The organism is Bacillus sp. LNXM12-1 (assembly GCF_003004375.1).
Lineage (GTDB): Bacteria > Bacillota > Bacilli > Bacillales > Bacillaceae > Bacillus.
In genome coordinates, this window is sequence record NZ_PVWX01000002.1 from 293,017 (window position 1) to 315,816 (window position 22,800).

Annotated in this window: 24 protein-coding genes; 14 read left to right on the forward strand and 10 right to left on the reverse strand. The window is 43.9% G+C overall.

Annotated features, from left to right (window positions below; genetic code table 11):
- Window positions 1-5 precede the first annotated feature (5 nt).
- A complete protein-coding gene (gene gerQ, locus C6Y07_RS08965) occupies window positions 6-548 on the reverse strand; it encodes a spore coat protein GerQ (RefSeq protein ID WP_060597535.1) in 543 nt (180 codons plus the stop codon).
- Between the two features lie 235 nt (window positions 549-783).
- Entirely contained in the window at window positions 784-1,458 is a 675-nt protein-coding gene (locus C6Y07_RS08970; RefSeq protein ID WP_106036418.1) for a YIP1 family protein, read from the reverse strand.
- A 175-nt stretch (window positions 1,459-1,633) separates the two neighbouring features.
- On the opposite strand from C6Y07_RS08970, the gene C6Y07_RS08975 reads away from it, so the two are divergent.
- From C6Y07_RS08975 to C6Y07_RS09030, 12 genes are all read left to right on the forward strand, one after another.
- Entirely contained in the window at window positions 1,634-2,404 is a 771-nt protein-coding gene (locus C6Y07_RS08975; RefSeq protein ID WP_181185421.1) for a glycosyltransferase family 2 protein, read from the forward strand.
- A gap of 6 nt (window positions 2,405-2,410) precedes the next feature.
- A complete protein-coding gene (locus C6Y07_RS08980; protein WP_106036419.1) occupies window positions 2,411-3,823 on the forward strand; it encodes a capsular polysaccharide export protein, LipB/KpsS family in 1,413 nt (470 codons plus the stop codon).
- A 21-nt stretch (window positions 3,824-3,844) separates the two neighbouring features.
- Complete coding sequence (locus tag C6Y07_RS08985) at window positions 3,845-5,023, forward strand: DegT/DnrJ/EryC1/StrS family aminotransferase (RefSeq protein ID WP_106036420.1); 1,179 nt, start codon at window positions 3,845-3,847, stop codon at window positions 5,021-5,023.
- The gene (locus C6Y07_RS08990) at window positions 5,020-5,895 is read left to right on the forward strand and encodes a GNAT family N-acetyltransferase (protein WP_106036421.1); all 876 of its coding nucleotides are present in this window, start codon (window positions 5,020-5,022) and stop codon (window positions 5,893-5,895) included. The genes C6Y07_RS08985 and C6Y07_RS08990 overlap by 4 nt, the downstream gene beginning before the upstream one ends.
- A 1-nt stretch (window position 5,896) precedes the next feature.
- On the forward strand, window positions 5,897-7,021 hold the full coding sequence (locus C6Y07_RS08995; RefSeq protein ID WP_060597531.1) for an N-acetylneuraminate synthase family protein: 1,125 nt from the start codon (window positions 5,897-5,899) through the stop codon (window positions 7,019-7,021).
- Window positions 7,011-7,751 (forward strand): cytidylyltransferase domain-containing protein, encoded by a 741-nt coding sequence (locus C6Y07_RS09000; protein WP_106156592.1) that lies wholly within the window; start codon window positions 7,011-7,013, stop codon window positions 7,749-7,751. The genes C6Y07_RS08995 and C6Y07_RS09000 overlap by 11 nt, the downstream gene beginning before the upstream one ends.
- Window positions 7,748-8,776, forward strand: coding sequence for a PseG/SpsG family protein (locus C6Y07_RS09005; protein ID WP_106038952.1), 1,029 nt, complete (start codon window positions 7,748-7,750; stop codon window positions 8,774-8,776). Before C6Y07_RS09000 ends, C6Y07_RS09005 begins: the two co-directional genes overlap by 4 nt.
- A gap of 2 nt (window positions 8,777-8,778) precedes the next feature.
- The gene (locus C6Y07_RS09010) at window positions 8,779-9,519 is read left to right on the forward strand and encodes a sugar phosphate nucleotidyltransferase (protein WP_106156594.1); all 741 of its coding nucleotides are present in this window, start codon (window positions 8,779-8,781) and stop codon (window positions 9,517-9,519) included.
- Window positions 9,516-10,481 (forward strand): dTDP-glucose 4,6-dehydratase, encoded by a 966-nt coding sequence (gene rfbB, locus C6Y07_RS09015; protein WP_106156596.1) that lies wholly within the window; start codon window positions 9,516-9,518, stop codon window positions 10,479-10,481. The genes C6Y07_RS09010 and rfbB overlap by 4 nt, the downstream gene beginning before the upstream one ends.
- A gap of 3 nt (window positions 10,482-10,484) precedes the next feature.
- Complete coding sequence (gene rfbD / locus C6Y07_RS09020; protein ID WP_060597528.1) at window positions 10,485-11,339, forward strand: dTDP-4-dehydrorhamnose reductase; 855 nt, start codon at window positions 10,485-10,487, stop codon at window positions 11,337-11,339.
- Window positions 11,332-11,787: a dTDP-4-dehydrorhamnose 3,5-epimerase family protein gene (locus C6Y07_RS09025; protein WP_106043059.1), complete on the forward strand. Its 456-nt coding sequence runs from the start codon at window positions 11,332-11,334 to the stop codon at window positions 11,785-11,787. Before rfbD ends, C6Y07_RS09025 begins: the two co-directional genes overlap by 8 nt.
- Before the next feature lie 103 nt (window positions 11,788-11,890).
- Window positions 11,891-12,682, forward strand: coding sequence for an SDR family oxidoreductase (locus C6Y07_RS09030; RefSeq protein WP_275718509.1), 792 nt, complete (start codon window positions 11,891-11,893; stop codon window positions 12,680-12,682).
- A 14-nt stretch (window positions 12,683-12,696) separates the two neighbouring features.
- On the opposite strand, the gene C6Y07_RS09035 is transcribed toward C6Y07_RS09030, so the two are convergent.
- From C6Y07_RS09035 to C6Y07_RS09060, 6 genes are all read right to left on the reverse strand, one after another.
- Window positions 12,697-13,890 (reverse strand): aminotransferase class I/II-fold pyridoxal phosphate-dependent enzyme, encoded by a 1,194-nt coding sequence (locus C6Y07_RS09035; protein ID WP_034660730.1) that lies wholly within the window; start codon window positions 13,888-13,890, stop codon window positions 12,697-12,699.
- Between the two features lie 17 nt (window positions 13,891-13,907).
- Window positions 13,908-15,329, reverse strand: a complete 1,422-nt coding sequence (gene bacD / locus C6Y07_RS09040; protein WP_106156598.1) for an alanine--anticapsin ligase — start codon at window positions 15,327-15,329, stop codon at window positions 13,908-13,910.
- A gap of 15 nt (window positions 15,330-15,344) precedes the next feature.
- Window positions 15,345-16,106, reverse strand: a complete 762-nt coding sequence (locus tag C6Y07_RS09045; RefSeq protein WP_106156600.1) for an SDR family NAD(P)-dependent oxidoreductase — start codon at window positions 16,104-16,106, stop codon at window positions 15,345-15,347.
- Window positions 16,103-16,810: a 3-((4R)-4-hydroxycyclohexa-1,5-dien-1-yl)-2-oxopropanoate isomerase gene (gene bacB / locus C6Y07_RS09050; RefSeq protein WP_106156602.1), complete on the reverse strand. Its 708-nt coding sequence runs from the start codon at window positions 16,808-16,810 to the stop codon at window positions 16,103-16,105. Before bacB ends, C6Y07_RS09045 begins: the two co-directional genes overlap by 4 nt.
- A gap of 1 nt (window position 16,811) precedes the next feature.
- Window positions 16,812-17,414, reverse strand: coding sequence for a type 2 periplasmic-binding domain-containing protein (locus C6Y07_RS09055; protein ID WP_060597521.1), 603 nt, complete (start codon window positions 17,412-17,414; stop codon window positions 16,812-16,814).
- A gap of 149 nt (window positions 17,415-17,563) precedes the next feature.
- Complete coding sequence (locus tag C6Y07_RS09060) at window positions 17,564-18,796, reverse strand: MFS transporter (protein WP_060597520.1); 1,233 nt, start codon at window positions 18,794-18,796, stop codon at window positions 17,564-17,566.
- Window positions 18,797-18,941: 145 nt separating this feature from the next.
- Between C6Y07_RS09060 and C6Y07_RS09065 the strand changes: the two genes are divergently transcribed.
- Window positions 18,942-19,421: an Lrp/AsnC family transcriptional regulator gene (locus C6Y07_RS09065; RefSeq protein ID WP_041816025.1), complete on the forward strand. Its 480-nt coding sequence runs from the start codon at window positions 18,942-18,944 to the stop codon at window positions 19,419-19,421.
- A gap of 13 nt (window positions 19,422-19,434) precedes the next feature.
- On the opposite strand, the gene C6Y07_RS09070 is transcribed toward C6Y07_RS09065, so the two are convergent.
- Window positions 19,435-20,595 (reverse strand): MFS transporter, encoded by a 1,161-nt coding sequence (locus tag C6Y07_RS09070; RefSeq protein ID WP_106048083.1) that lies wholly within the window; start codon window positions 20,593-20,595, stop codon window positions 19,435-19,437.
- A gap of 67 nt (window positions 20,596-20,662) precedes the next feature.
- Window positions 20,663-21,433 carry a hydrogen peroxide-dependent heme synthase gene (hemQ, locus tag C6Y07_RS09075; RefSeq protein WP_034660358.1) on the reverse strand — a complete coding sequence of 257 codons (771 nt, stop codon included), beginning with the start codon at window positions 21,431-21,433 and terminating at the stop codon, window positions 20,663-20,665.
- Between the two features lie 240 nt (window positions 21,434-21,673).
- Between hemQ and pta the strand changes: the two genes are divergently transcribed.
- Window positions 21,674-22,645: a phosphate acetyltransferase gene (pta, locus tag C6Y07_RS09080; protein WP_034660357.1), complete on the forward strand. Its 972-nt coding sequence runs from the start codon at window positions 21,674-21,676 to the stop codon at window positions 22,643-22,645.
- The last annotated feature ends 155 nt before the right edge of the window (window positions 22,646-22,800 follow it).

The following is a 22,800-nucleotide window of genomic DNA, read 5'->3' on the forward strand; positions in this document are numbered from 1 at the left end:
GTTATCTATCTCGGAGAATACGTGGACATAGAGTATGGATAGTCGTATTGAATTTCCCCATCAAACGTAATGTAATCAAGATAGATCGTTAATAGTAAGTATCGTGTTCCCGTCTTATTATCACTAATGATAATGTGGTCACGTCCTGCAGCTTCAATGACGCCTCTGAAAATCTTCGAGTTCCATTCCTTACTTGCCTCAAACGTCATGTAAATCGTGGCTACCTTGCCGCGGTTCAATCGTAAAATATTTTCAATATAGGACTGCTCGATTGGCAGCTGACCAGTGACATTCTGCTGATAAATCGGTCCAGAAGGAATTTGATACGGCTGCCCGCCGCTCTGCGTGCCCTGCCCCCCTTGTGAAGAACCAGTAGACGGCAGTGGTGAAAATCCCTGCTGCATTTGTCCTTGCATTTGACCCTGCATTTGGGGAGGGACTGAATAACCCATCTGCTGCGCAGGATACGGATTTGCTCCATATTGTTGCTGGCGAAAATCTTGACCTTCGAAACCCGAACCTTGCCCAAATTGATTTTTCAATTTCATAACGTTCCTCCTCTTTCCTCATGGTGTTCTAAACAGAAGGCGCTTAAGCACCTGTTGTTTCCATAGCATTCTTTCTCTCTTTCACACTATGAGACAGGAGGATGGAATATGTACATTGAACGAAAAAAAGGAACTGCGGTGCAGTTCCTTAGGCGTGGGCAAACCCTCGCATTCTTTGCCAGATCTGCGCTTCGTTGCTCACGAATATCAAATTCTCTCTGATGCTCAACCTTCCTTACATCATCCAATTTACAGCGCGCTGGACACCAAATAAAAGTGTAATGATAAGAAAACATGCCGCAAGCGGTGTGATCACAATGAGAAAGGCTTGCCATAATCTGAGCTTCATCACAGCGACAATGCCTAAAACAGTCATTCCAAATATCCACGTCTTTGCATAAGCATCAATCAGTGTCAAAAGATCGAGATAATACCAAACTTCATAATGCTGATCTAAATAAGGTGAGATTTTGACAAACGTATACGGACCAAGCATTCCAATAGTGAAAATCCAACTGAGTGAAAATAAAGCGGAAGGGAAAAAGATCGTCAGCGTGCAGGCTTTGAGCACATCTCGATATGCTGTTTGACTGCCAAAAAAAAGATGCCCTAACCACTTTAGGATGAGTACACCGAAAAATAGAACCAGATTGCCTGCAAGAATACCATATCCCGCTCCTTGTAACAGAATAAAAGGGAACGGAATATGATTGCCCATATACTCGCTAAAATAACCTTCGTAGACCCAGCCTGTACCAGCGATACTTGCAAGGAGCATCATCAGCCAAATTGGAATAGAGGAATGTTGATATGAGCGAATAATCGTTTTTGTTGCGACGAAAATTTTAAAAAATCGAAAAAAACCTTTTGCTTCCTCTTCTTGGGAGTGATCATTCTTCATAGCTTCCAATGTTCTTTACTCCTTTAATACACATAAATGATTACTTATATTACCAAAAAGTTCGCGTTTTTCAAAGATAGATCAATAAAAAAATACAATTTTATAAAAAATAGGTCACTCTACAGTCTCTTTAAGAGGAGACACATATGATAAACATAGTTTGAAAGAGACCGAGGTGAAAACTTTGACAAAAGTAACTGTCATTATGACGAGCTACAACAAGGCGGCTTACGTCGGCAGATCGATTGAAGCGGTCTTGCAGCAGACGCTTTCAGACTTTGAACTATTTATCATGGATGATGGTTCAAACGAAAAAACCCTTGCTGCGATTGAGCCCTTTCGCAAAGATCCCCGTGTTCATTTTATCCAAAGCGGTGTCAAATCGCTGGAGGAGAGAACAGTGAAAACCCGATACGCCGTCCTGATTAATCAAGCATTAGAACTGGCAAAGGGCGAGTATATTTCCTATGCCACAGATGACAATGTCTATGCCCCGGACCGTTTAGAGAAGCTCACTCATTATCTAGATGCACGACCAGGTGATGATATTGTCTATTCTGCATCGAAAGTAATCTATTTAAATAGCAAAAAAGAGCCAGTAAAGGAAACGATTCGACCTGCGCAAACGGTGCAATGGAATGCACCCTGTGCCATAGATCATTGCTCGGTCGTTCATCGTGCATCTATTTTATCAAAGATTCAAGCTGAATTTGGGTCTTACTGGGACGAGAGTCCGCATTTTTATCGAATAGGAGATGCCCGGTTCTTTTTTCGATTAAATCATTTTTATCCGTTCTATCCCTTTGATGAAGTTTTAGATACAAATTACATCACAGAACAGTCGATTCACTATCAGCTGGCAGAAGAAGAGAAAAGTGCCTTTATTCAAGCACTTCCTGAGCAGTCTACCTGCTGGGAGCTCCGCCACATATTAAAACAAAGACATGGGAGGTGACCTGAAGTGTCGCACTATATTCATCATTATTGGCAGGTGTACTTTGAGTATGTGAATCTCATGAAGGATTTGTCCTATAAACAAATTCCTCTTGGGTTGATCAGCAATTTCTATCAATATATCAGTCCTGAAGTAAGGGAACGCATGGAGGATGAAGTATTCGGTCAAGAATTGACAACCGATTGTCCATTGCCGGAAGAGATTCAGCCATTTTTTGATCAGCATAAGCAGCAGATCAAGCGAATTGCTTATCGTCCGGCGAATGGAAAGGTATTGCTTCACTTTGAACATCTGCGTTTTACTGAACAAAATTACACGCGGTTCCATACGAGTCAAACGGTGGTGCTCGCTCGCTGGAAGAAGGCAGATTATTTCGGTTTACCCGTCATCAGCAAGCCGGAATTAGCCGGAGAGGTTAATAAAGAAGCCCATGCTGAATATATTGAAAAAGCAAATGCTCTCCTTAAACCTTACGCAAAGCACCCCGTCTTTGGCAATGTCTTTTTTAGAGAAAAGCTTCGGAAGGACATTGTGCAATTTATTGATGTGATTGACCAGACAGAAGTTCTATTTCAGATGGAGCCAATTGCAGCCGTCATTGTGGGGACGACGGAGGATGCTTACAGCCGCGTACTGGCACTGCAAACAGTGAAACGCCAGCTCACGAGTATCTGTCTTCAGCACGGCGCACTTATGGGAGACGAAGCCTTTTTGCCGATTTTCACGACGTGCCATGGGGTGTTTGGAAAGTATGAAAAGGACTGGTATGTAGACAAAGGCTGTCAGCCGGAACAGGTGGAGATCACAGGTCATCCGAGGTTTGATTTGGTGAAGGATCGAACGCCGCTTCAACAGGAACTCATCTTTCGTAAATTGAACTTCAATCCTGCCAAAAAGACCGTGCTTGTGGCAACGCAGCCGTTCTCAGAAGCCTTCTATGGTGATGTTCTTAAAACGATTGCAAAACGGAAAGACATTCAGTTGATCATGAAGCCGCATCCGTGGGAAATTGCCCGAAACCGATTAAATGAGTATGTGTCCATTGAACGAGCTGGAAATCATGTGAGATTGATTAAAAAAGATATCGACTTATATGACCTGCTGCCATATATGGATATGGTCATTACGCTCACATCAACCGTCGGTCTTGAAGCAATGCTCTTTGAAAAGAGTGTGCTGATCGGGAAAATGACAGAAGGCAGAAGATACCCTTATTACGAGTCGCTTGGCAGCTATCATATGGAAAACCCTGTTGAACTGGCTGAGAAAGCCATTCGTATTTTGTCGGATGATCAAGAGATGAAGCTGGCAAAGCAGCAAGGAGCTCAATTCATTAAACAACATTATCCGCATGCGCGATCGACCGATGTTCTGCTTTCTCTGCTTAAAACAAAAACAGGTGTGGATTTTCAGAGATGAAGATAGGGGTGTGCAAGCGATATGGAAAAAAAGAGAGCGCAATTTCTTCCTTATGCCCTGCCGTTGATTGAGCAGGAAGAAATTGACGAAGTCATTGGAACATTAAAATCCGGCTGGCTGTCAACCGGACCAAAAGTAAGACAGTTTGAAGAAGAGTTTCGGCAGCTGACCGGTGCAAAACATGCGATCGCTGTCAATTCATGTACGGCTGCTTTATTTTTAGCCTTAAAGGCTAGAGGGATTGGGAGTGGGGATGAGGTGATTACAACGCCTCTGACATTCTGCGCAACAGCCAATACGATCATTCATACAGGGGCAGCACCTGTATTTGTCGATATTGACCCAGCGACTCTCAATCTCGATGCAGAGAAACTAGAAGCGGCGATTACACCACATACAAAAGCGATTGTCCCTGTTCATTTTGCTGGTCAGTCGTGCGATATGGACCGGATTTTAGCCATTGCCAAAAAGTACGATCTATTTGTGCTCGAGGATGCCGCTCATGCTCTGTATACAACGTACCATGGCCAGCCCATTGGAGCGATTGGTGATGCGACTGCCTTTAGTTTTTATGCGACGAAAAACATAGCGACTGGAGAAGGCGGCATGCTGACGACAAACGATGATGCGCTTGCCGCTCGGATCAGAAGACTAGCACTCCATGGGATGAGCAAGGGAGCATGGAATCGTTATGGAGAAAAAGGAACATGGTACTACGAGGTCGAGGAACCTGGCTATAAAATGAACATGTTTGATGTGCAGGCATCGTTAGGGCTTGTCCAGCTAAGCCGTCTGGATGATATGCAGGCGCGGAGAGAACAAATTGCGAAAACATACAATCAGGCTTTTCAAAAAGAAGCAGGGCTGATTCTGCCGCCTGTCCATCATGAGGGAAGACATGCATGGCATTTGTATGTACTGCAAGTGGATCCAAAAGAAGCATTCATCACACGCGATGAGCTGATTGATCAGCTGCAAAAGGAGTATAAAATCGGCACGAGTGTTCACTTTATCCCTGTTCATTTGCATCCATACTATCAACAAACCTATCACTATTCACCAGAGGATTTCCCTAAGTCACTCGCTTACTACAAGCGGACTCTCTCACTGCCTCTTTATCCAAGTATGACAGATGAAGATGTGCAGGATGTCATCACCGCGGTGCTGTCTATTTTAAAAGAACAGAAGGCATCTTCATGAAGACCGTTCATGCAATAGACGATCAGGTGCTGTCCGCTTGGCTGGAGAAATACGGCCAACAAGCTGAACAAATGAAAGGCTTCAAGCAGTTTGGTCTTGTCAGTGGCGCCCAGCTCAAAGCGGTGCTGTTATTCGACTGGTCAAAATGGGAAAGCGGCATATTTGATCAGCATATTTTTCATGTGAAGTTTGCGGAAGCTGAGTCATCATCTGCTTTTCAAGAATTGATGGAGCGCTTCATCAATTGGATGAGAACAGAAAAATGCGATTTTTTCTTTTTACGTCTTGAAGCGGCTGAACTTGAAAAAAACCGGATCGTCCAAAGGCTGTCACATGTGTACTATGTGGGCGGTCTCACTCGGCTTGAGGCGCCGCCTGTTCACATGGAGATGCCATCAACAGGTGAAGATGTGGTGATAAGTCTGCCGGATGAAAAGGAATACGATGAGGCGGTTTCACTTGGTCATCAGGCTTTTGTGAAAAGCCGGTATGCACTCGATCCATTTTTAGACCAGAATGTCGTCCAGCATTTCTATCAAGAATGGATGAGAAACAATTTGCTCGGACGTGCAGATATCAATCTCGTGGCAAAGGTGAACGATGAAGTCGTGGGCTTGATACAAGGGATGACCAAGGGCGATGAAATGGCGCTTGAGCTGTTTGCGATTAGACCGGATGTACAAGGAAAAGGGATCGGGAAAAAACTGTTTATCGAGATGATGAAGGTCTCTTATGAGAGAGGGCATTGTTTTATTTCTGCCGGAACACAGCTGCATAACACAACCGCCATTCAGCTGTACGAAAAGATGGGCTTTAGAACAACAAATGCCTTCTTGTATTACCATGTATGGCCGAAAAAAGGAGAGAGATAAGATGGCGCATTTCTATATTGGAGATCGCAAAGTGGGGGATGGTGCGCCTGTTTTTATCATTGCAGAGGCAGGCATTAACCATGATGGAAAGCTGGATCAGGCGCTTGCTTTAATTGATGTGGCAAAAGAAGCAGGTGCCGATGCAGTGAAGTTTCAAATGTTTCAAGCTGATCGGATGTATCAAAAGGAACCGGGTTTATACGAAACAGCCAAGGGAGAAGAGGTATCCATTTTTTCTTTAGTCGAACAAATGGAGCTGCCGCCCGAATGGCTGCCAGCTTTATTGACGCGCTGTGAGGAAAAAGGGCTGATGTTTTTAAGCACAGTGTGTGACGAAGAATCTGCGGATCTATTGAATCAAACCGATCCGCCGGCTTTCAAACTGGCATCCTATGAAATCAATCATTTGCCTCTTTTGCGTCACACGGCTTCTTTTCAAAAGCCCATCATTTTTTCAACAGCCGGAGCCACTATTGCAGATGTTCATGAAGCATATGAGGCAATTACAAGCGAGCAAAACCATCAAGTCGCTATTATGCATTGCGTAGCAAAGTATCCAGCACCTAGAGCTTACACGAATCTACGTGTGCTTCAAACTTTAGCCTCGGCTTTTCCTGAGGCAGTCATTGGCTTTTCTGATCATAGTGAGCATCCAACTGAAGCCCCTGTTGCCGCTGTGAAGCTTGGGGCAGCCATGATTGAAAAGCATTTCACGGTAGATAAGACGCTGCCTGGGGCCGATCATTCCTTTGCACTTGATCCAGAGGAATTAAAGGAAATGGTTCAGCATATTCGAGCGGCGGAAAAGGACCGAAATCAATCAGAAGAAGACGCTCATCCTCTGTCAGAGGAGATTCTTGGCAGTTCTTATAAAACGACAACAGCCATTGAAGGGCAGATTCGTAAATTTGCGTATCGAGGGATTTTTACAACAAAAGGTATTGCAAAGGGCGAGACTTTGACAGCACAAAACCTAGCCGTATTACGTCCAGGACAAAAAAGCCAAGGTCTGCATCCGCGGTACATGGAGATTTTACTTGGCGCCAAGGCTGTGAGAGACATCCCAGCCCATACAGGCGTTTCGTGGAAAGATGTGCTCATGCAGGAGTCCGAGCATGATCAATGATGTGCTCTTTGTCATACAAGCTAGAATGGGCTCAACAAGACTGCCAAAAAAGGTGATGAAACCGATCGGCGGTATGGCACTGATCGATTTCATTGTTGAACGGGTAAAGCAATCAGATCATTACAATCACAAAACCCAGAACCTCATGATTGCCACAACAGTCGAGGCAGAGGATGATCTGTTGGCTCAATATTGTTTATCAAAGGGCTATAAGGTATTTCGCGGTAGTGAGATAGATGTACTGCAGCGATTTGCGCAGATTGTCCGTCATTTTGAACCGCAAACCATTGTCCGTTTAACGGGAGATAATCCATTTATAGATCCAGCGCTTTTGTCGAAAATGGTTGAAGAACATAGACAGAAGAAGGCTGATTACACGTATACGACTGGAACGCCACTCGGTATTTCCGGGGAAATGATCGACGCATCAATTTTACGTGAAATCGACAATTTTCCCCTTACGCAGCCGGAGCGTGAGCATGTGACGCTGTATATCCGAAAGCATCCTGAGCGATTTCAACTGCAATTATTCACACCGCCCAAAGAACTCGCATATCCTGCTTATCGATTCACGATTGATACAGAAGAAGATTATGTATTTGCCACCCGTTTACTTGAGAAAGCTGGTGGATCTATTGCTATGCCTACGGCTGAGCTTATCTCCATTTGTGAACAAGATCCTGATATTGTTCGGTTGAATCAATTTGTGAGACAGAAGGATGCTGAATGAATAAAAAAATCATGATTGTTGTGTACGGTGGTTTTTTAAGAGGAATGGGGCATGTCGCCAGAATGAGACGGCTGGCAAAAGAATTGTTTCAAGAAGGAAACGACTTATATTTCTATACAAATGAACAGATTTGTGTAGAAATGCTCTCGCATCCAGCTTGGCACGTTCATTTAGTGCAGGAACCAAACGTATTCCTTCAAATGGAGCAGGACATAAAAGAGCTGAATCCTGATCTTCTGCTGATTGATGTGCTTGATTGTGACCTCCAGTTTCTTCGATCGATCAAAGCGTCCTCCGCCTCTGCAAGGCTGGTCTTATTTGAAGAAGAAAGAGCAGAAGCCTGCCAGCTTGCTGATGCTGTCGTGAACGGCATTTATGGTGGTCTGGACGAAAAGCGTCTGCAAGTAAATGGAACGGACTATTTTTATGGAACACCTTATTTATTGTTAGATCACGAGATCAGCAGATTAAAAGACACATATGAGGTTCGAAAAGAATGCAAAAAGGTGGTTATCAGCCTTGGAGGCAGTGATCCAGGCGGATTGTTATCAAAGGCTGTATCAGCACTCTTCGAAGCTGGCCATTTACACATTCTAGCGGTTACAGGAAAAGCCTCTCGCATCGAAGAACAAATCGAGGCTGCGCATATTCAATTCATTCGCCATACGGATCAATTACCTGCCCGTCTTGCAGAAGCCGATCTGGCGATTGTTGCTGGCGGGATGACGTTATATGAGGCAGTTTGTATCGGGGTGCCCAGCATTGTCCTTTCGCAAGTAGACCACCAAACAGTGACAGCCGCTCGTTTTGCGCAAAAGGGAGCCTGCCACCATCTTGGATTAGGTGACCTTGTGGATGAAAAGGATATATGGCGTGCTGCTCGAAGACTATCCGCCAGTTACTTTCTCCGCAGGAGCATTCATCTCAATGGACGGTCACTCATTGATGGAAAAGGAACCGAACGAGTGAAAAACATTCTTATACACCTCATGAATCATCACCAAAAAGAACATAAGGATGTGTAGATGTGAAGGGAGTTATTTTAGCAGGAGGAAAGGGATCACGACTGGCACCTTTAACGAAGATTTTCAATAAACATTTATTGCCGGTTGGTCCATATCCAATGATTTATTGGTCTTTGTTCAAACTGAAAGAAGCAGGGATTTTAGATGTGATGATCATATCACAAGAAGAACAAATCCCGCTGTTTCAAAAGCTACTTGAAGGCGATCAGGAATTCGGGATGAACATTGTCTATCAGGTACAGCCTGAAGCTTCTGGAATTTCGGACGGTTTATCCTATGCAAAGCCCTTTGTAGAAGAGGAGAAATTTGTGCTGATGCTAGGTGATAATGTATTTGAGGATTCGCTAAGCCCTTTTGTTGAAGCCTTTCAGCAGCAAGAAAGCGGAGCGAAGGTTCTGTTGAAAGAAGTGGCAGATCCAAAGCGGTTTGGCATTGCAGAAATTGATGCCGCTCACCACCGGATATTATCAATTGAGGAAAAACCGGAGCATCCGCGTTCATCTTACTGCGTCACAGGCATCTATTTTTATGATCAAGAAGTCTTTCAATATATAGAGAAAATCTCGCCGTCAGATCGAGGCGAATTAGAGATTACAGATGTAAACAATCTCTATATCTCAAATAGCCAGCTGACCTATGATATGTTAAAAGGGTGGTGGATTGATGCAGGAACACATGAATCTCTCCACCAAGCATCTACGAAAATGTTTGAAACGATGAAGAAAAAAGAGGGATACGAATGACGAAGTCTTATTTAATTACAGGCGGAGCGGGATTTATTGGACTAAATTTTGTGAAGCTGCTGCTTCAGGAAACCGATGTCCGGCTCACTGTTTTTGACAAGTTAACATATGCCAGTCATCCAGAGGAGATGGATGAATTATTAAAGCTGTCTCATTTTCGTTTTATTCAAGGGGATATCACCCTTCAGCATGAGTTGGATCAAGCATTTGATGAAGTCTATGATGCCATCATTCATTTTGCAGCGGAATCCCATGTTGATCGCAGTATTGAATCGGCTGAGCCCTTTATTCAAACCAATGTGCTCGGCACCTATCGTATGCTGGAGGCAGTCTTAAAAGGAAAGGCGAAAAAACTCATTCATATTTCAACAGACGAAGTATATGGAGATTTGGAGCTGGATGATCCTGCTTTCACAGAACTAACACCACTTTCACCGAATAATCCTTATTCAGCAAGCAAGGCGAGTTCAGACCTGCTTGTGAAATCTTATATCCACACTCACCAATTACCCGCGATGATCACACGATGCAGCAACAACTACGGACCGTATCAGCATGAAGAAAAATTAATACCGACTATTATTAGAAAAGCGATCAATGGTGAAAACATCCCGATTTATGGAGACGGCCAGCAGATTCGCGATTGGCTGTATGTAGAGGATCATGCGAGAGCTGTAAAGCAGGTCCTTGAAAGCGGAACAGCTGGGCAGGTGTACAATATTGGCGGCGGCAACGAGAAAACGAATCTCGATTTGACCAAGACCATTCTGACGCAGCTCGGGATCAGTCATGACCGTATTGCGTTTGTTCAAGATCGAAAAGGGCATGACAGACGGTATGCCATTGATGCCAGTAAGCTAAAATGGGAGCTCGGCTGGACGCAGGAGACGTCATTTGAAGCAGGTATTGAAAAAACGATCAATTGGTATTGTGCCAAATTTGATCAGAGCGAAGAAGGGTGACGGATGAAAGTTTTAATCACCGGTGCAGGCGGGCAACTAGGGAAAGAATTGAGCAGACAGCTCAAGGAAAAAGATATCACCGTCATTGCCTTAACGAGGAGTATGCTCAATATCGCAGACCAGCAAGCAGTCAGACACGCAATGAGACACTTTCAGCCTGATATTGTTGTCAGTGCAGCAGCATATACATCTGTTGATCAATGTGAAACAGAAACGGAAAAGGCGTATCTTGTCAATGGCATTGGCGCCTATTATACAGCGCTGGAGGCAAAGAACGTGGGGGCTGATGTGTTACATGTCAGTACAGATTATGTATTTGACGGGCAAGCAGACAGCCCTTACCAAGTCGATGCACAAGCAGATCCTCAAACCATTTATGGAAAAAGTAAAAAGCTTGGTGAGGAATTGATTCATCTCGTGTCAGACGAAGTGAAAATCATCCGTACATCGTGGCTATACGGACATGAGGGACATAACTTTGTGAATACCATTCTTAGGCTCGCAGAAACAAAGGATCATTTGCGCATCGTGAACGATCAAGTAGGATCACCTACTTATACAAAGGATGTCGCAGAGGCAATCATTCATTTGTTTGATCAGAAGGCAGGGATTTACCATGTCAGTAACCGAGACAGCTGTTCCTGGTTTGACTTTGCGTCAGAAATTGTCGCAAAAAGCGGCCTGTCTACGACCATTGAGCCAATTTCCACGGAAGAGTACGGCTTCCAAACGCCTCGTCCAGCCTATTCTGTGTTAGACCTTCAAGCGATTGAAGCCACAGGCTGGCAACCAAGACATTGGAAGGATGCACTTCACGAATATTTGCAGAAAGAAGGGAGATGGCATCAGCATGATTGATGGTGTACAAACGAAAAAACTCATGAAACATTGTGATGATCGCGGCTTTTTTGCAGAGCTCATTCGAGATGATGAGCCGATGCTGAAACGCTTTGGGCAGGCATCGTGGTCGAAAAGCTTTCCAGGAGTGATCAAAGCCTTTCATTATCATGAAAAGCAAGACGATGTTTGGTTTTTCCCAGCAGGTCATGCCCAGGTCGTTTTATACGATTTGCGTGAGGATTCTCCTACAAAGGGTCAAACCGACGTGTATTATATGGGGGAAGACAATCCAATGCTGCTCCTCATCCCAAAGGGTGTCGCACATGGATACCGAGTACTAGGCGAGACGCCGCTGCAAATTGTCTATTTCACGACAGAATCTTATGACCCGAAAAACCCAGATGAAAAGAGAATCGCTTGGAATGACGAGACGATCGGATTTGATTGGGAAACGACATTTAAATAAAGAACAGAGGCCTTTCGCAGGAGAAAGGTCTTTTTTTGTTGAAATACATTCTATATGTGTCATTTTATGTATTTTTACTAAGTTGAGTAGAAAAGGGATGTGGATGAGTTTGTCTAAAAGAATTGCATTTGTCACAGGGGCAAGTACAGGGATTGGAAAGGCAATTGCTATAAAGCTTGCCGCCCAAGACCATGTAAAAGTCATCATCAATTCTAGAAATCAATCCTCACTAGAAGATGCGCAGCAGCACATTGGGCGTATGGCAGAAACAAAAGAGCCGGTGTCTCTTTTCTGTGGCGATATGTCGCATGAAGGAGTGCGAGCGGAGGCCTTTGCGGCAATAGAAAAAGAGTTTGGCAGACTGGATGTGTTGATTAATAACATTCCAGGAGGGAAGCCAGATACTTTTGATTCATGTGAAAGTGAGCAGATGCTCGCAGCATTTTCTCAGAAAGCCATTGCGTACATTGATACGATGAAACGTGCGGCAGCGATGATGAAAAGACATGAATACGGCCGGATCATTCAAATTGTCGGGAACCTCTGGAAGGAACCTGGTGACCAAATGTTTACGAACAGTATGATGAATGCAGCGATTATCAATGCTAGTAAAAATGCAGCCACACAGCTTGCGCCCTCAGGAATCACAGTAAATTGTTTAAACCCAGGATTTATTGCTACAGATCGGTATGAACAATTTATCGGAAACATGATGCGTCAACAGGGATTATCACGGGAAGAAGCTGTACAGGCTGTTGCGTCAGGAATCCCGATGCAAAGAGTAGGTTCAGCGAGTGAAATGGCTTCATTGGCCGCTTTTATCGCATCAGAGGAAGCCTCCTATGTCACAGGACAGCAAATATCTGTCGATGGTGGTTCGATGAAAAGTATATAAATATGAAAAACCCGCTATATGCGGGTTTTTTGATGAAAGCGAATCGGCAGTATATGGAGCCGATTGATAAAAAGGGCAAGCTGTTCAATTGGCGCCACCATTGAGATGCGGACATGACGTCTTCCATGTGCTCCAAATACACCCCCAGGCGTCACGACGACATCTGCATGCTCGAGTAAATAGTCGGCAAAAGCATGAGAATCCTCGAAATCATCAGGGATCGAAGCCCATAAATAAAAGGCGCCGGCTGGACGTTCAATGGTCCAGCCAAGCTGCTTCTCCGCTTGACGGATGAAGAAATTCATTCGTTCAAGGTAGACTTCTTTCAAGGATTGAATATGACAGTCATCACTTTGTAAGGCAATGGTGGCGGCTTGTTGAAATCCGCCATACATACTGACAAACACATGATCTTGGAAGGCGTTTATGGCATGAATGATGTCCTCATTCCCTACAGCAAAAGCGACTCTCCATCCTGCCATATTGAATGTTTTGGATAAAGAATATAATTCCACGCCTACTTTTTTTCCAAGAGGTGCCTTTAGAAAGCTTACTGGTTTTTGCTCATAATGAAATGAACCATAGGCAAAATCATGAATCACATGCAGACCGTGAGCTGAGGCAAATTCCGCAGCCTCTTCAAAAAATGCTTCACTTGCCACAGCACCTGTAGGGTTATTCGGATAATTTAAGAAAAGAACCTTTGCCTTTTTTAACACGTCTGGATCAATTGACGGGAAATTCGGCAAATAACCATTTTCCTCTTCCAGTCGGATGCAGTATGGCTTTGCGTCCGCCATCAAGATGCCTGAATGATATTCTGGGTATCCAGGATCGGGGACGAGGGCAATGTCCCCTGGATCAAGCAGGCACTGACTCATCACATAAAGGCCTGTTTTCCCTCCATTGAAAAGGGCAATCTCCTTCTGCGGGTCAACCTCAATGCCGAATTCCTTTCTGTAGAAATCTGCAATGGCTTGCTTGAAAAAGTCAAAGCCTCTAAAAGGAGCATATTGCTGAAATTGCAAAGTGCCTGCTGCCTCTTGAAGGGCACTCACAATATGGGCAGGAGTAGGAAGATCGGGATTTCCCTGACCAAGGTTCACAATGTTCGCTCCGTTTTGTGTTTTATGTGCAATTTTCTCAAATACGGTTCCAAATTTTTGTTCTGGCAGCCGTTCAATCATGTTAGATGGTAAGATCTTCACCACGTTACCCTCTCTTTCTATCCCTTCACTAGTTCATCCATTAACTGAATGGTTGCCTGCTTCTGAATGTTACGGATGGATGCGGCAACATCCTGAGAAGACGACCCTTTTAATTCAAGAGACACGATGCCATTAAATGCTTCGAATAAAGATAGATCCACAAAGGTTCCTTTAGGTGGGACGGATTCACTGATGATGACAGTATCTCCAATTAAAGTGTCCTGCGGAATATGAACATGATCAATGGTGATATGTGTGACCTCAGGCGGAATGTGTCCGCTCTCTTTGAAATGCTGAGGGTATAAATGACAGTCTGCTAAATAATGCGTATGTCCAGAAAGCAGTTCTTTTGGCAAATCAGCCTTTTTTCCATCGACTAATACATCAATCAACAGCTTGGCCATATCTACCCCAAAGACCTTTTTGATATTCGGAATCATATTCCAGCCAGCAAATCTAGCTGCTGATTCGATTAATCCGGTTTCTCGATTTTTCATGAGCTTGATTTCTGTATGAGTGGCACAGTTTTCAAGACCTAGCCCTTCATTTGCCTTCTTTGCTGCCTCAATGATGAGTTGCTGGGCTTTATTGTCTAGGATCGACGGAGTAATATGAGCCGTTTCTGTAAAACCGATTTGAGGGGTCTTATCATGAATGACAAAAGGGATATATTCACCCTCAACGACTAACCCTTCAACACTGACATAATCAGCGTAGCCGTCCTCTTGATACCAATCCTCGTAAGCACCCTCTAAGTATGTTTCAGCGACAAACGGAGCTTCATACGTCACAGCGTTTGGAACGGGAATGGTTTGCAAATAGGATTGTACGTTTAAAAAGAGATCATCACTGCCGGCTCGGTCATGAAAAAGGGTCACGCCAATGGAGCTTGCTAAGTATGTAGGCTTTAAAATAAGCGGTGTCCCGATATGTTCAATGGCTTGCTGGAAATCAGCTAAAGTAGTGACAGGCTGAGTTTTTACTGCTTTGACCCCAGCCGCGTTGAATGCAGCCCTCATTTGACTTTTATCACGCGCTAATTCAGCTGCCTTTACCCCAGCGCCGCGCAGTCCAAGACGCTCAGCTGCTTTTGCCATTGGTGCAATGAATAATTCATTATTGGTGGTGATCGCATCCGCTTTGAAAAAGGAAGCCACACGAACTAGGTCGTCCACCACCTCTTCCTCGGATTTCAGATAATCGTCATGTGCCCAGTAAATAGAATCTGGGTGTTCAAAAGAAGGGTTTGTGTCAAAATAATCTCGATCTTTGATGACGGCAATGGAGTATTTTTCGATTAGCTCAGCGTGTCCCTTTGTAATAGCAAAGGGTCTCGGGATATAAGAAACGATATGATACGATGCAGCCACGCTTTCGTAAAACATATGGGGCGGGCATCCTCCCAGATCAGCAATGACAAGTACGGTTTTTTTACTCAATGAAAGCACTCCTTTTTATCTAGCGGTGTAACCGCCATCTGCTGTGACAACACTTCCAGTCATATAACTGGATAGATCAGAGGCGAGAAACAGCATGACGCCCGCAATTTCTTCGGGTTTTCCGAGACGAAGTAATGGGTTCACCTTTGCTTTTTCTTTTTTGACAACCTCAAGACTTTCTGAATGATTGTCTAAAAAGGATTTTTCATTTAATGGCGTATCAATAATGCCCGGGGCGATACAGTTCACCCTGATTTGATGGGCGGCATAGTCGACCGCCATGGATTTGGTTAGCTGGATGACACCGCCCTTTGTTGCGTTATATGCAGGGATGTCAGGCCAGCCGACAAGACCCCCGACAGATCCTGTATTGATAATACTTCCGCTTTTTTTTTCAAGCATATGCGGCAATGCATGCTTACTCATAAGAAATACACCCGTCAGGTTGACCTGTAAAATGTGGTTCCAATCCTCCAGCGTCATCTCGTGAACGGGGGAGACAATTTCGATGCCTGCATTGTTAATCAAAACATCAATTGTTCCAAAACGGTTCAGCACGAACTGAACGGTTTTTTGACAGTCAGACTCATTCGTAATATCTGTTTTGAAAAACGCAAGATGCTCGTGCGGCAATGATTCGACGAGTTGTTTGCCGCTCTGTTCATTGATGTCAGCCACTGCTACTTTTGCTCCATGCTCAAGGAAAAGCTTGACTGCGGCAAGCCCAATCCCTGATGCACCTCCTGTAATCAGGACGACTTTTCCGCCGAGGTTCATTTCTTCACCTTAGACGCTTTTGGCTTCAACCGATTATAGCGGGGAGGGAAGAAGAGATTAATAGACTTTGATGCTTCCGGCTTTGGATTTATCGCACCATGATCTTCCTTTGGATCACAGAAATAAGTGGTGCCAAATGCCATTTTCTCTGTAAAGCCTTCAATGGTCATATCATAACCTCCGCTGATGCAAATGCCGATTTGTTCATTGCGGTGTTTATGAAAAGGCATTTCACCGCCATTTCCAGGAATGTTGGCAATCATGAGCTCCATCCAATCCTCAACAAAAAAGGTGACTTCCATGCCAGGGAGTAAATCCCGTGTTTTGAAAATATCTAAGAAATAAGTAGGAGGAGCCGTATATTCCTCGCCCTCTTTTAATCTCTTAATATCAATGGCGATCGCTTCCTCATCTGTCAGGTTAGATGCGCCGTGAGGGACAAAAGGTGGTGCGATATAGGCTGATTCTAAAGGGGTGAGCAATTGGGTCGATGGGCCGACCGTCATTTGAAGCTCGCCTTTTAATACGATGCCGATTTGTGCTTCGGGATGCTCGTGAGGTTCTATGATCGTGTGAGGAGGGACGTATGAAATTAACACTTCCGTATCACCTCTGACCGTGGAATATTGTGTGACACCATTCTCCCATTCTACTTTTTTGGCTTGAGGAAAATATCGTTCTTGCGTCTTTTGTTCAGTTTGCATATTATATCTCTCCTTTTCCGAATATGGACCAGCTCATTGGGATGCTTTTAAACGTTCGAATGAAGGTGAGGCCGTATGTGGCTCTGGCTACCTCATTAGTTAAAGCGAAATCAAATTCGCCGTCTCTTACTTTTTTTGCGGCAGTACTTGTCGAATTGACTAGCTCAAATTCAGCATTTTGGTGAATGAAATATTGAATCAAATTGACAGGTGCAGGGTGAGAGACAATTTTTAAATGGTGGAGCATTTGTTCTTGAAATGGGAAATCTGGTCTGACAGCCAAACCATACATGGGTGTGTCACATCTGAAAATTTGTAAAAGCTGCAGGTCAGGTCTCATGTAGAAGTGTTTGATTCCTTCGTATGCGTGTGGAACGAGAGTGTATTGGAGTGCGTTAGAGAGAGTATGTTCAATGCAAGTTTCGAACGTGTCGTAAAGGGATAGTTTCGTATGAGTGCCGAGTGTAGTGGTGGAATGAGAGATGAAATGTTTTGCTGCATATTCACTGCTTGTCCCCTCAGGGCCTAGTGTATTGACTGTAAACATCTTAGGTGAAACGATGGGCTCTTCTTTGAAATGAAAAACATCATTCTTTAAGATCATGTTTACCATCCAATCTTTTTCAAATTTTTACTAGATTATAAAAAATAAAATTGGCAATTGTCAACAAAATTTATAAAAAATGTATTTTATGATGATATTAAAAATTGATCTAAAAAACTGCACATACCTAGATGTGCAGTGAATTGAGCTTACGTTTCAAATGTGTTTTTATGTTTCTGCTGTAAGGTTCGTTCACGTTTATAGCTGGCGAAGCTAATAAGAAAACCAACAAGCGTAATGAGTGCACATACAAGCCCTACCGTATGATAGCCGAAATGGACATAGACAGGTCCCATAAGAGCGGAACCAAGCATAACGGCAAGATTGGACGCAAGGCTGTAAAAAGCCATCACTTTGCCTCGGTGGGTTTGGGAGCAGTCGCTTAGGACAGTGCTCAAAAGCGTGACAGATAAACTTTGCATGGCACCCCAAATAAATAGGGCAAAAATCAGCAATGTCCATGAGAAAGGTGCATAAGGAAGTAAGGCGAGAACGAGCGTAATGCCGCCCAGCACAAAGAAAAGAGAACGAGTTTTGCCAAACCAGTCTGCTAATTTCCCTGTAAATACACTCATGGAAAAACCGACGCCGTAAGCCATGATCAGAAGTCCTGCCGTCGATTGCCCTCCAGAAAACAAACTTTGCAAATACGCTCCTAAAAACGAGTACATGCCATAAAATCCAAGCATATTACAAAATGTCACGGTCAAATAGGCGGGGACACGATCAATTTTCAAAGCGCCCCATATAGAGCCAGCTTTCTCCCTAGCTTGAGGTGCTCCTGTATTCGCTGTGGCGGTTTGTTTACGAGATTCAAGGATGACGAGCAGCAGGACAATGAGACTCATGATGGCGAAAATCCAAAAGGTCCATCGCCAGTTTAAACTCTGCCCGATGAAGGCGCCAATTGGTACACCAAGGACAAGAGAAAGAGACCAGCTCGACACAATGAGCCCCATCACTTTGCCTCGATATTCGTAAGGAACCCGGTCGCCTACAAGAGCATAGGCTGTTGGCACAAATACACCGGTCGCCAGCCCAGAAATGGCACGGCCAGCAAAAAACACTGCCAAATTCGGGGCAGCCGCACACATCACGGTTCCAATCAAAAAGAAAGAAAGCCCGATGATCAAACACAGTTCCCTTGAATACCGGTCCCCTAAAGGAACAAGCAGCGGGGCTCCAACCAGCACAGCTAACCCATAAATGCTGATGGAAAGGGCGAGAATATCAAGAGAGTGCTGAAAGGAGTTTGATAAATCAGGCAGCAGTGGTGAAATCACCAGTTCTTCCGATCCCGCCGCAAAGACGCCAAGTGTGAGCGCGATGGCAAGTGTGATGGGAAACGTTTTAGAAGCCTTGCTGTCTAAAGATTCTTTCATCAGGTGATCCCTCCATACTTGCTTTTTCATTCAATTCCGTTAAAATAAATTCTACCATTATTTAGTTTTATTTTACATTTCGAATCATAAGTATTATCATAAAATACTTTTCAAATGGAACGACTTTCGGATAGGAGAGGTACGAATGAAAATCACCGATGTTGATGTGCATATTTTAAATGAATTGAAAGAAGATGCCCGCTTGTCTATGAGGGAATTGTCCAAACGAGTCAACTTATCCGCACCTGCGGTAGCAGAAAGAGTACGTAAATTAGAGGATGCAGGAATTATTGAAGGGTATTCGGTTCAGGTTAACTATAAAAAATTAGGGCTTATGATTGACTGCCTGCTGGAAGTCACAGTGCTAAACGGGGAGTATCAACGTTTTGTGGCTTTTATGAATCAGCACCCACGCGCTTTTTTTGCTTATCGAGTGGCAGGACAGTCATGCTTTTTCATTAAGCTGTCAGTCGCTTCTCTTGAAGAAATTGAAGCCTTTATTCAGGCAGTGTCTGGGTTTACAAAAACCGTATCTCATATCGTCTTATCCGAGCACTCCTTTTCCCATCCAGTTCAGGAACGTGTGAAACAAATAGAAGAGCCAGAAATGACCGTGATGAAATAAAAAAGGACCTGACTCAGGTCCTTTTTGTTCGTCTATCTGACTGATAGCTCATAATCGTAATGATGAGCCCAATGAAGGTTACAGCTGCAGCAAATAACGGAACAAGCTGTAAATGTGTCAGTTCGATGGCGAGACCGCCAAGCGCTGCACCGCCAGCATTCCCAATATTAAAGGCAGAATGACTAAGCGTCGATGCGAGTGTCGGTGCTTCATGTGCCATGTTCATCGTGCGGTATTGCAAGGTAGGAACAAGAATAAATGAAATGATTCCCCAAACAAAAATGGTCAGCACAGCAGGTACTTTGAATTCGGAAGTGATTGTAAACAATAACAGGACAGCCATCAGCAGGATCAGTGTCACCATAATACTCGGCATCAGCTTCCAATCGGCAAGCTTTCCGCCAACTAAATTCCCGATGGTCACCCCAAGCCCGAAGAGAACAAGGATGAGCGTCACCCCATTTTCCTGAAAACCAGTCACTTGCAGCAGGATCGGGCTGATATACGTAAAGGCGGTAAACACACCTGCAAAACCAAAGATCGTCATTGCAAAAGAAACGAGTACCTGTGGCTTTTTCAAAACAGACACTTCATTTCGAATATCCAGTACTTCATCCTTCGATTGATTGGGTACTAAGCTGATGATACCGATTAAGGAAATGAGCCCAATGACGGCAATAACAAGAAACGACATACGCCAGCCGAATTGATTTCCGATGAAGGTACCAAACGGCACACCCAGTACATTGGCGACCGTCAGTCCTGTAAACATGAAGCTGATCGCACTTGCACTTTTCTCCTTAGGCACAAGCCGCGCAGCCATTATGGCTCCGACGCCAAAGAAGGTTCCATGAGCAAATGACGTCAAAATACGTGCGGCCATTAATAGACCGTAAGTGGTCGATACAGCGGCAACAGCATTTCCCGCCACGAACAGGATCATTAATAGAATGAGAAGACGTTTCCTCGACATTTTCCCAGTTGATAATGTTAAAATAGGTCCGCCAACTGCGACACCAAGTGCATATCCAGTAATCAGCTGCCCTGAAGCAGAGATGGATACATGAAGGTCGTTTGCGACGTTTGGCAAAAGTCCCATAATGACAAATTCAGTCATGCCAATCGAAAACGCACCGAGCGTTAAAGCAAAAATAGCGATGGGGAAGTTTTTCATGATGTGATCACCTTTCTAAACAAATACATAAAAAAGCTTCGGAAAGTTCCGAAGCCTTAAGAGTTTATCATACATGGAAATAAGACGCCAGCTGCTCGTTTGCTAATCGGTTTCCGACAAAGAAGGAACCAAATTCGCCGTAGCGTGCACTGACTTCATCAAAGCGCATTTCATAAACCAATTTTTTAAATTGAAGCACATCGTCAGCGAAAAGAGTGACGCCCCACTCATAATCATCAAAACCGACGGAGCCTGTAATGATCTGCTTTACTTTCCCAGCATAACTGCGGCCAATTAAGCCGTGGCTTCTCATGAGTGATTTACGCTCATCCATGGAGAGCATGTACCAGTTGTCATTGCCAGAACGTCTTTTATCCATTGGATAGAAGCACACGTATTGAGAAGAAGGGAGCTCTGGGTATAGACGCGCACGTACATGCGGGTTCTCGTAAGGATCTCCGCCATCTCCGCCTCCAGCTAAGTAGTTGCTGAGTTCCACAACTGAAACGTACGAATAAGCTGGGATTGTAAACTCTGCTAGTCGTGTTTTATTGAATTCAAGTTCAATTTCACCCAGTTCTTCCATGGTTGGACGCAAAATCATGAGCATAATATCTGCTTTTTGGCCGACAATACTATAGATTGTTTGGCTTCCAGCCTTATCGTGCTCAGCTGTTTTCCATTTTTCTAATAGACCTGTGAACTCATGAAGAATCGCTTGGCGCTCATCACTTGTCAGCAGCTTCCAAGCTGTCCAGTCAAAGGTTCTAAAATCATGCAGTGCATACCAGCCGTCTAGTGTTTGAGCTGCTTCATTGGTTGTATGTTGTTCGCTCATTTATTTCACTCCTATTTACAGTTTTCCATCTGTTCCAACTATAACATAGTTTGTCCAAGTGAAGATGTGATCAAAACTTGAACGACGAAAACAGCTTTTATGGAAATTGATTAAATTAGTTTGAAAAATAAGAATTTAATTTGTAAGCGCTATAATGTAAGTTGGTAGTTTGAATTTATGTAGAAGAAGAGTATGCTTAAAAGAGAACGCTTTTTTTGTAAAATCAAGGAGGGTATATAAGTGGCAGATATTTTTTCAACAGTTCAGGAAAAGGTTGCAGGTAAAGGAGTAAAGATCGTTTTTCCTGAGGGAATGGACGAACGCATTCTAACAGCCGTTCAAAAACTAGCAGATGGCAAAGTATTGCAGCCAATTGTTGTAGGTAAAAAACAAGAAGTTGAAGCAAAAGCAAAAGAATTAGGTCTTACACTTGATGGTGTCGACGTGTATGATCCTCATACATATGAAGGTTTTGAAGAGCTTGTACAAGCTTTCGTAGAAAGACGTAAAGGCAAAGCAACAGAAGAGCAGGCAAGAAAAGCATTACTAGATGAAAACTACTTCGGTACAATGCTTGTATATAAAGGTCTTGCAGACGGACTTGTGAGCGGTGCAGCACACTCAACTGCTGACACAGTGCGCCCAGCACTTCAAATCATTAAAACAAAAGAAGGCGTAAAGAAAACATCTGGCGTCTTCATCATGGCTCGCGGCGAAGAGCAATATGTGTTTGCTGATTGTGCGATCAACATTGCACCAGACAGCCAAGATCTAGCTGAAATTGCGATCGAAAGTGCAAACACAGCCAAAATGTTCGACATCGAACCACGTGTGGCAATGCTTAGCTTCTCTACAAAAGGCTCAGCAAAATCAGACGAAACAGAAAAAGTATCTGAAGCAGTTCGTATTGCAAAAGAAAAGGCACCTGAGCTTGTACTTGATGGAGAATTCCAATTCGATGCAGCTTTCGTTCCTTCAGTAGCAGCGAAAAAAGCGCCAGATTCCGTCATCAAAGGCGATGCGAGCGTATTTGTTTTCCCTAGCCTAGAAGCTGGAAACATCGGCTACAAAATTGCACAGCGCTTAGGTAACTTTGAAGCTGTAGGTCCAATCTTACAAGGCTTAAACCAGCCAGTAAACGATCTTTCAAGAGGCTGTAATGCCGAAGACGTTTACAACCTTGCGCTCATCACAGCAGCTCAAGCACGATAATAGTAACGATCAAAAAAGCTAGTTTCGTTTTCACACGAAGCTAGCTTTTTTTGCGCGTGTGAAATAGGTATAAAAACCCAATACCTACGATTCATTTTTCGTTGAATTCGTTTTCAATCATATGCCTCTTGTGCTAGGAAATGGTAACATAACGG